The sequence below is a fragment of the Sphingomonas sp. CCH15-F11 genome, assembly GCF_001557005.1.
Taxonomy (GTDB): domain Bacteria; phylum Pseudomonadota; class Alphaproteobacteria; order Sphingomonadales; family Sphingomonadaceae; genus Sphingomonas.
Map to the genome: position 1 here is coordinate 1 of NZ_LSKG01000067.1, position 8,573 is coordinate 8,573.

At 62.2% G+C, this 8,573-nt stretch carries 7 protein-coding genes; 3 read left to right on the forward strand and 4 right to left on the reverse strand.

The features are described 5' to 3' along the window. Both AX709_RS19110 and AX709_RS06180 read right to left on the reverse strand, forming a co-directional pair. The coding region (locus AX709_RS19110) for a DUF7146 domain-containing protein (RefSeq protein ID WP_443026330.1) at positions 1 to 574 on the reverse strand (574 nt) is incomplete at its 3' end. A gap of 116 nt (positions 575 to 690) precedes the next feature. Then, positions 691 to 1,995 carry a replication protein RepA gene (locus tag AX709_RS06180; protein ID WP_037456189.1) on the reverse strand — a complete coding sequence of 435 codons (1,305 nt, stop codon included), beginning with the start codon at positions 1,993 to 1,995 and terminating at the stop codon, positions 691 to 693. Between the two features lie 548 nt (positions 1,996 to 2,543). On the opposite strand from AX709_RS06180, the gene AX709_RS06185 reads away from it, so the two are divergent. Together AX709_RS06185 and AX709_RS06190 are read left to right on the forward strand one after the other, a co-directional pair. Then, positions 2,544 to 3,746, forward strand: a complete 1,203-nt coding sequence (locus AX709_RS06185) for an AAA family ATPase (RefSeq protein ID WP_037456192.1) — start codon at positions 2,544 to 2,546, stop codon at positions 3,744 to 3,746. A 267-nt stretch (positions 3,747 to 4,013) separates the two neighbouring features. Continuing rightward, the gene (locus AX709_RS06190) at positions 4,014 to 4,991 is read left to right on the forward strand and encodes a ParB/RepB/Spo0J family partition protein (protein WP_007406427.1); all 978 of its coding nucleotides are present in this window, start codon (positions 4,014 to 4,016) and stop codon (positions 4,989 to 4,991) included. Between the two features lie 35 nt (positions 4,992 to 5,026). Here the strand turns inward: AX709_RS06190 and AX709_RS06195 are convergent, their stop codons facing one another. Together AX709_RS06195 and AX709_RS06200 are read right to left on the reverse strand one after the other, a co-directional pair. Then, positions 5,027 to 5,911 (reverse strand): DUF4238 domain-containing protein, encoded by an 885-nt coding sequence (locus tag AX709_RS06195; protein ID WP_066521739.1) that lies wholly within the window; start codon positions 5,909 to 5,911, stop codon positions 5,027 to 5,029. A 12-nt stretch (positions 5,912 to 5,923) separates the two neighbouring features. After that, the gene (locus AX709_RS06200) at positions 5,924 to 6,703 is read right to left on the reverse strand and encodes a hypothetical protein (RefSeq protein ID WP_231726644.1); all 780 of its coding nucleotides are present in this window, start codon (positions 6,701 to 6,703) and stop codon (positions 5,924 to 5,926) included. Positions 6,704 to 6,995: 292 nt separating this feature from the next. Here AX709_RS06200 and AX709_RS06205 point away from each other — a divergent pair, with 292 nt between their 5' ends. Continuing rightward, positions 6,996 to 8,249, forward strand: a complete 1,254-nt coding sequence (locus AX709_RS06205) for a tyrosine-type recombinase/integrase (RefSeq protein WP_066547942.1) — start codon at positions 6,996 to 6,998, stop codon at positions 8,247 to 8,249. The last annotated feature ends 324 nt before the right edge of the window (positions 8,250 to 8,573 follow it).

Here is an 8,573-nt window from a genome sequence, read left to right on the forward strand (position 1 = left end):
TTACACGCGCAAGGTCATGCTTGGCGCCCCGCCAAGCGCCGTGCCCCGGGGCGCCAAGCATGACCTTGCGCGTGTAATGGGCGGTGTCGGGGTTCAGGAATATGCGTTGAATTGCGACCAGACGGTTTCCCTCGCGCACCGCTACCAGGAGAGCGGGTTCGAAGATCGTCTTCGGCTTGGGCAGGTAAGGGCAACGCGGATGGAAGCGAAGATCGCGTGGTGGTGGGAGGAGGTTCCGGCACTGGAGGTAGCGCTCGGCAAGGGTGCCCGGAACGTCGACCGCCTCATTCCAGATTCTTTCGACGTTCATCGGCCGCGGCGAGTCCGCCAAGGCGGGTGGCGGATAATGGCGACCCGGGCGAACAAGGCGCAGTTCACGCAGGACGTCTTCGCGCGAGCATCCTGCGAAACAGGTGACGAGAATGCAGCGATCCCCTTGCCGAATCGACAAGCTTGGATCGCGATCGCTGTGTGCGGGACAGCGGCACATCGCGACATTGCCGCTCCACGTGCCGCCCAGGGCCCCGACAATGTCGACTATCTCCTGCGATGGCCGTCTGGCTGTAAGCGGCATAATTCTACCTCCTGCTTACACGCTCGGCCCCTCCTTTCCTCTTTTCGGTCGGTCTGAGACTTGGAGACAGATTCAGCCTGCGCTCGCCTCAACGCGAACGGCTCGGAGATCATCGGTTAGTCGTCGCTTCGATTCGCGCGGCGTTCAGCATAGGCGACGACGAACTTCTCCCAGATCCGCAGCCACTCTGAATCGGTGCGCGGCCGGCTAAAATCGGGGCATCCCTTGCGGAATGCAGCCGCCATGTCATCCACTGACCACGGATGGCCCTTGGTCAGCGCGATCTGGCGGAAGACGGCCTCACGCGTGCCGTATGAGAGAGACCCGGCGGGGAACGGAAGAGTCGGCGCATCGTCCTTCGCGGGCGCGGACTTCGCTGCATGGGCCGGTTTGACCGATGATCTCGGTGCCGTTTTCGGAGCCTCGCCCCCGACGAGTCGAAGGTGCGGCCCCACGAGCTTGCGCTCCAGCGGTGCCGGTGACGGATGAAGAATGACCTTCCGCCCGGAGAGATCGACATTTGCGTTGGGATAGACCGCCGACACGATCTGCATGGTTTCGCGGACGGTCTGTCGGAAGCGCTTGCTGTCGGCCTCGTTGCCAAGGTGCTTGGCGAGCTGGTCCCATGAGATAACCTGGCCCTTGTCGGATCCAATCCGCGGGAGCCGGTAGGCAAGGTAAGTGTAGAGATCGAGCGCCGTTGGCGTACCCTTGAGCTCGCGGATGGCGATCTCATTGAGTGGCACGGCATGGTCGATGAGGTGCGAGTAGAACGCCTCGGACATACGGATTTCGCGCGCGAATGAGCCGTTCTTGTCGAGCGAACCGGCATATTCGTTGGAAATCTTGACGTCCCGGACAGCGAAGGCGTTGTCTTCCGTGTCGGTGCCGTCCCAGCGGATCTGCCACTCGCACGCCAGCAGCCGATCCACCTGCTCTCGCATCAGGTTGGCCGTCCCGCGTGGTCCATAAGACACGGTCTGGTAGCCAAGGCGGCGCATCCACTCGGTGAAATTGCGGCCAAGATAAACGTCCCGCGATTGCTTCATGACCGCCTGAGAGAGGAGGTAGATCAGGGCAACGCGTGGATAGGCGCCATAAGGCACACCAAGGCTTCGCATGACGGACTTGCCGTCGACATTCTGAAGCACTGGCCTGGGATTGATGGCCAGCGCATATTTGCCGTCCTCACGGACGATGGGCTGAGTGTCGTCCTTGGGCCGCTTGGTTGGCAGCGACATCGCACAAAGCGCGGAGTGGAGGAAGGCAGGAACCGGTTCTTCGTCCTGGACGCGCAGGAATGCGTCCAAGGTGAGCTGGGTGCCGGCGGTGGTGGCGAGCTTGCGGACGCTCTCCTCGCCGCCGTTGAGCATGGCTAGTGCGTACTGATGCCCCAGCGGCCTATGCTGATCCCCATTCATGGTCTGCCCTTCCCCCCGAATCTACCGGGGGCTGTGATGGGCATGTCTCAACAGGTTTGAGGCGTGAAATCAACCCCGTTGGCAGTTTGGGAGGGGAAAAGGCCGCGAGAGTTGCAGAAACACCGATGATGTCGGTGCCGTTCTGCGCCCTCCCCCTGCCCTCCTTCACCCAAAATCGAAAAATCAAAACGATTCGCGAATCGGTTTTTTATAGGGTGATTCTAGTAATAGGTATGGGCTCTGAGATCATCGGTCGACTCGCACCGAGATCATCGCTGATACGCACCGAGATCATCGCAAAGTACCGAGATCATCGGTGGTTATCCACAGGTATCCGTTTGTCGCCACAATCCCAGCGCCAGACTTTGCAGCAACACGCAAAGGCACGGAGATCATCGGTCGCAGCCGCCGCCGATTGGCCAGAAAGCGCGCACATGCGCAAGGGGCTCGGAGATCATCGGTCAACTTGTAAGTCTGGTGGCCATTTTCTTGCTCGAAACCGCCAACGTGGCTATCATGGCGCATCAAACCCACAGAAGCGGACTGAGATGGCTACCGACCCCTCCCTAGCACAGCCGGACGACCTCATCGAAGGTGGTCTGGACGTGCTCCACAGAAAGTCGTTGACGATCCTCAAGCGCATTCGTGACAGCGCGGTTGATCCCGAAACCGGTCAGAAGAAGGGTCCGACCTTCCCGATTTCGAAAGCTGCTGCACTGGTCGGGCGGACGGCATCTGCTGTCCGGGAAGCGGAGCGCGACGGCCGCCTCCCCGCTCGAGGGCGGACGGGCTCCGGGCATAGGCTGCAGTATACGCTCGAAGAGCTTGATCATATGCGCGAGGTGTTTGGAACGCGTCCCTGGCGCGAGCCAACCGATACCCCGGCGATCATCTCGGTCTGCAACTTCAAGGGGGGCGTCGGCAAGTCGACGATCGCGCTGCATCTCGCCCAGCATTTTGCCATCAAGGGCTACCGGGTCCTGTTCATCGACTGCGACAGCCAGGCGTCTTCAACCATGATGTTCGGCTATCGCCCCGACGTGGACCTCGACGAGGAAGACACGCTTTACGGGCATTTTCACAATCCGGAGCTGCTTGGCGTTCGCAAGATTATCCGCAAGACGCACTTTCACAACCTCCACCTGATCCCGTCGAACCTGCGACTTTATAATCTCGAGTATGAGATCGCCGGGCACATGGCGCGAAATCAGAACATGGAGATCATCGACCTGATCGCGCAGGCCATTGATGAGGTGGTCGATGACTATGACGTCGTGATCATGGACCCGCCGCCGGCATTGGGCATGGTGTCGATGGCTGTGCTCCAGGCCGCTAACTGCATGGTCATTCCGGTGCCGCCGAGCCTTGTCGACTTCGCCTCGACGGTATCTTTCATCGACATGACGCGAACGACGATGAAGCAGCTCGAGCAACTCGCGGGGCGGGGAAGGCCGGCCTACAACTTCATCCGGCTGGTCGGCAGCCGCGTGGACGAGAGCAAGTCGATGCACCGGGAGATACTGTCGATGATGCGGCAGGTCTTCGGTGGCTCAATGACGCAGTCGGTGATGGTCACCAGCGCCGAAATCGACAATGCCAGCTCCAGGATGAAAACCGTTTTCGAACTCGACAAGCCCGTCACGTCGCACGAGGTCTACAACCGCTGCATGAAGCATCTCAGCGACGTTTGCCAGGATATTGAGCAGGACGTTCTGCGCACCTGGGCGAGCAGGGCAGGGGGCCGAATTTAGGGAGAGTTGCCACGTGGCAACTCCGATATTTCTCACGTCGGCGAGCACGGGCAATCGGGGAGTGAGACGAAGCCGGATCACCGAGTTGCCACGTGACAACAAAGTGGAAGAACCCAATAGAAGCAATATGTTAGGTAGGAATACCATGTCAGATCGCACACGGCAGGAACGTCAGTGCAAGCGCCTGGGGGCGGCGCAGTTGCCACGTGGCAACTCTGGCCTGTTGGCACCCGTCGGCGAGGGCAAGAGAGAAGGAGAAACGGGCCGATGAGCAAGGGCAACAAGGGCTTCGGCTCGATGTTCACAGAGGGGCTCGACGACGAGGAGAACCTCGATAAGGCGACCCCTGCGGACGGCATCATGGCAAGTCGCAGCCAGACGCTCGCGCGCATCGCGACGGGGAAAACGGTCGCCGACCGGACGGAGTGGGTCGATCCGGAGCGGTGCCGCCCATGGCGGATGCACAATCGCGATCTGGATCATTTGAACGAAGATAGCTGCCGCGATCTCATCGACTCCTTCCTCTCCGCCAAGAAGCAACGGATCCCCGCTATCGTTCGGCGTCTGAAAGATGACCCGAACTTCGACTTCGAGATCATCGCCGGCGTCCGCCGTTGGTGGACGGTGAAATGGCTGCGAGCGCATCACCACCCGGAGTTCGAGTATCTGGTGACGATCCAGAGTGTCACGGACGAGGAGGCGTTCCGGGTTTCAGATGTCGAGAACCGCTCGCGTAAGGACATCTCGGATTGGGAGCGGGCCAAGGAATATACGGTGGCGCTCGCGGAGTTCTACGAGGGCTCGCAGTCGCAGATGGCCGAGCATTTAAACCTTTCCAAGTCGTGGCTGAGCCGGCTTCTCGACGTTGCGCGCTTGCCCGAACCAGTTGTCGCGGCGTTCTCCGATACGCACGACATCACGGTACGCGTCGCGCGTGACATCAAGCCGCTTACCGGAGATCCGAAGGCGCTGGCGAAGATGCGCGAAGAGGCTGAACGCATCGAGGAAGAGCGCAGCCAGAAAGGCTTGAAGCTGAGCGGGCCGGAAGTCGCGAAGCGGCTCGTGAAGGCGACTGTCGCGCCAGCCGTGAAGGCTGCCGCCGAGAAGGAGATCACCGGCAAGGGGGGCAAGGTCATCCTGCGCTACACGAAAGCGCGGGGAGGGGGGCTGACGATCAAGGTGCCGCCGAAGGCTGAGGCGTCGCCCGCCGAGCTTTTGAAGGCGATCGAGGGGCTGCTGTCGTAGGGTGATGGAGCGCGGCGTCTGGCGAGGTCGCCGCCTTATATGGCGTCCCGCTTATATTTGTCGGCGATGCTCTGCGTCACGGAGTGGCGGCTTCGCAGGCCGAAGTTCGCGCGGATGAAGTCGCCGGCTTGACGCGTCCTCGCGCCTACGAACGCCTGGGCATGTCCCACGGTCGACCGGTTCTGCCGCGTGATCAGTTCTCGCTCGGGTAGGCTCACGATCCGATTTGCCAGCGTAGTGGACCCGGCAGCAACGAAGAGGGTCTCCGGTCCGATCGGAAGAGTGACATAGGATGAGGCACTACCAAGCCAGGCGAAGCTGACCGGCACGTCGAGCGGCCAATCGGAGACGAACAATTCCCGGCGATTGTTCGTCTTGATTATGCGCCAGTCCATGTTGATGAACGCTCGTCCGCGATCCGCGTCGTCGATGACCAAGCGCAGGACTTCCATCTGAAGCGCGCTCACGGCCTCGGGCGGCAGCGCCCCATCTTCGCCGCGCAGCACGGACTTCGCGGCCTCTGCGCTTGCGAGAGCGCCGACGGCGTCCTTCATGCCGCGCATATCCAGCGGTGTCCGGAACCACAGCGACATGACGAACCGGCCCCAATCCGAGCATTGCGCGTCGCTGAGCGAGTTGACCTTGCCGTCGAGGAGCAGCGCGTGAACCTTGGCCGCAGCGTCATCGATCACCTGCATGAACAGGGTTTCCATCTGCTGGGCATGCTCGGGCGGGAACCCGATCGTCTTGTACAGGTCCCGCTCGAAGCAGACGCTCTTGGGTGATGCAGGACTGCTCTCGATCTCCCCGATCCGATTGCGCCGATAGCGCAGCAGGGTGTCGCCATCCTTCCACTGGTCGAGGAGGAACTGCGGGATGAAGTGATGCCGGGACGGAGGGTTCTGTGGCTTGGATTGCACGGTGTCTGTGGTTCAAGAGGGATGAGCAAGTGAGGCGAGTAGCTTGCGCGCGCCTTGCGGGGTGACCTTCAACAGGCGCGCGACAGCGGCCGGCTGAAGGCCCGGATAGGCAAGCTGCAGGCGGGCAAGGAGAGGGGCCTTGCTCCGCTTCGTGACGGCCAGATCGGTCTGGATGCGCGACGCCGCACGCTCGATCGCGTCGAGGTCGCGCAAGCCAGCATGCGCCGTCCGACCGATCGCCTGGGCCAAGGTCTCTGCCAGATCGGCGGGGGAGGGGGGCAGAAACTTGGACATCAGGATGAACGAGGGGATCACGCGGGTCGTGAAGCCAGCGCGGCACAGCATCCGCGGTACGGCGGCGGCGATCAGCCAGTTTCGATCGCGTCCACGGGGAGGCAGCTCGAGAGCGCGACCATCGACGCTGACGACATCCCAGCTGCCTGGTGCCGCTGGTTCGGTCAGCGCGAACAGCTGGAAAATGCGGTTGGCGACAGAGAGGAGGTCACCGGAAGGGAAGGGGGCGTCCGCCACGGTTCGCAGCTGTCGCCACATCGGCCCGAAGTGCGCCAAGTCTTCGGCCGCATAAACCTTCGCCTCGGTGCGGTCATCGAGTACCGTACGGAGCACGTTGAGCGTGGCGCGGCCGAGCGAATCCTTGAGATCCTCGTCGCGGCTGAGCGCAAGGTGGAAGACGGCGGCAACCGAGATCGGATCGTTGAGGCCTTCGGAAGCGCGGGGAGGGGGTGTGCGGCCGGCGATCCAGTCCTGCAGGTCGCGCACCGCGATCGGCACGCCGGCGAGGCCGGCCAGGACGGTGGCGCCTTCCAGGCGCGAGCGCGCGAGAAAGATGTCGGCGCATGGACTACCGTGCAATCGGCCATCGAGGCGCCCGAGCAGGAGCAGGCTGTCGTCGGCGCGCAGGTTGTCTGTCCGCGTCATAGGATGGCGACAATGCCATGGCGGGAAACCAAAGTCAGCAGTTCGTTTCTACATCCGTGACCTCCCGAAAGTGGACATTCGATAATTGCAGTTATCACATAAGCGGATTTGACCGTTCTTTATAAGGTGGGCTACAGCGGTGGGTATGGAGGCCAGCGCACCAGACAAGCAGGAAAGCCCTGAAATCGGCGATTTCGACACCGCTGCTGCGGTGACGGCCACCCTAACGCCGGCGGCCATGCCTGAGCTTGCCTGGACGGCGACCCAAATGCGCACCGAGACCCGCATCGTCATCAACGCAGAACTGATCGCCGCTTACCAGGCCGCCAGCTCGCCGCATTCGATCCGCGCGCTGAAATCCGATCTCGAGGCGTTCGACCTTTGGTGTCGGCGCATGAAGCGGGTTGCGTTGCCGGCCACGCCCGAGATCGTCGCCGACTATCTCGACGCGCGGGCAGGGCAGGGGGCCAAGCCCGCCTCGCTTGGCCGCTACAAGGCGTCGATCGCCAAGATCCATCAGCTGCTTGATCTCAAGGATCCCACCCAGGCTGATCTCGTGAAGCTGCGGCTACGCGCGATCCGGCGCGAGAAGGGCACCGCGCAGGCTCAGGCGCGTCCCTTGCGCTTCAAGGGGCCAGTGCGAGACGTGGAGCGCGACAGTCCTCGCGGACTGAATGTGCGAGCTTTGCTGGAGGCGTGCGCGGGCGATCTGCCAGGCCTGCGGGACCGAGCCCTGTTGTCGGTGGCCTATGACACGGGGCTCCGTGCATCGGAGCTCGTCGCAATCAGCATCAATGACATTCTCGAGGCGCTTGATCCCGAAGCGCGCCTCCTCGCCATCGCGCGAAGCAAAGGCGATCAGGAGGGCGAGGGAGCCACAGCCTATTTGTCGCCCCGCTCTGTGCGGGCTGTCGCGGCGTGGAGAGAGGCCGCTGGGATCGACGCGGGCCCGTTGTTCCGGCGGGTGCAGGTACGGCGCTACAAAGCGCGGGCGGCTGTGAAGGGTCGTTCGATCGACAGCATCTCGGGCCGTGAGACTTGGGATCTGCGCAAGACGCTGTCCAAGCCCGCTGTGAAGGCGCGGGTCGAGTATGACATCGGCGCCGCGGCGCTCCATCCGGGATCGATCGGCCCGATCTGGCGGGCAATCATTCAGCGTGCGTTCGATCGCGGCGCGCTGCCCGATTTGACGGCGGACGATCTGGCGCGGTTGCTGAAGGGGATCAGTGCGCACTCGACGCGGATCGGGCTCAATCAGGACCTGTTCGCCAGCGGGGAGGATTTGGCCGGCATCATGGACGCGCTGCGGTGGAAGTCGCCGCGGATGCCGCTCGCTTATAATCGCAATCTCGCGGCAGAGCAGGGGGCGGCGGGGCGCCTTATGGCGAAGATTGGCTAGTCATGACGGCCTAAATAGGTCTTTGGATGATGCCGTGCGACCACACGACGGCGGCAGGTAGATCGAGGGATTTGCGCAGCGGCAAGAACCGGAGAAGGGAGGCTGAGCCCCCGGGGTCTTGAGCTACAACGTTAAGCCTAAGAAACGGGCAGGGGCCTGGTAGCGCGTAGTGTATGAGCGAAGCCACCATCGCTCAAACTCATCAGCACAGTCCAATTTCGAAGAGGAAACAAGAAAGTGGTTCCGGAAACGGTATGGATCTTATCCTGTGTAAACGCTCGCGCTAAATGGCGGCGTTCTGATCGCGCTATTTGTCAGTTGCCG